Here is a 536-nt window from a genome sequence, read left to right as displayed (position 1 = left end):
TCGCCGTAGTACATGCCATAGCTTTTGAGCTGGCTCTCCTTGCGATAGCGCTGGAGCATGCTGGCCAGCGCGCTGTCCGCGAACTGGTCCGGCGCGATGTCGTCGAGGCTGACGAAATCGCCGGCCACCGCCGCTTCGTCGGGCGCGCTGCAAAGGAACGAGATGTACTGGTAATGGGTTTCGGTGTTGTTGTACGCCGAATAGATGAAGCTCGCCGACGCATCCGGCTGGTACTGGCTGAAGAGGGCGGCGAGCGCTTTGTCCGCGCCTTCCTTGCCGATCTCTTTCGAAGGCAGACCCCATTTGTTGTCGGCAGTGCGCGTGAGCAGCACCTTGTCGTCGCGCGCGATGATCGCGTTGACGATGACCTTCGGGCCCGCGATCACTTCCGCCGAGACCTTGGCGGGCGTGAAATAGCCGCCGCGGTAATAGCCGAGGCCCGCGTAACCGGCCGAGTGGAACGCTTCCACCTTGCCGACGATCAGCGCGTGATCGCCCGCGTCGATGATCGCGTGCGTGGTGCAGTCGAACCAGGC

At 63.2% G+C, this 536-nt stretch carries 1 protein-coding gene; it reads right to left on the bottom strand.

Translation table 11 applies throughout. The annotated features are described in order from the left end of the window. Positions 1 to 536 (bottom strand): flavin reductase (locus SB764_RS38240; RefSeq protein WP_410866494.1); only part of this gene is annotated, 536 nt, incomplete at both ends.

The organism is Paraburkholderia sp. SIMBA_027 (assembly GCF_046535315.1).
In the GTDB taxonomy this organism is placed as follows: domain Bacteria; phylum Pseudomonadota; class Gammaproteobacteria; order Burkholderiales; family Burkholderiaceae; genus Paraburkholderia; species Paraburkholderia tropica.
Note: the sequence above shows the minus strand (reverse complement) of the source record. Positions and strands in the feature narration are given on the sequence as shown.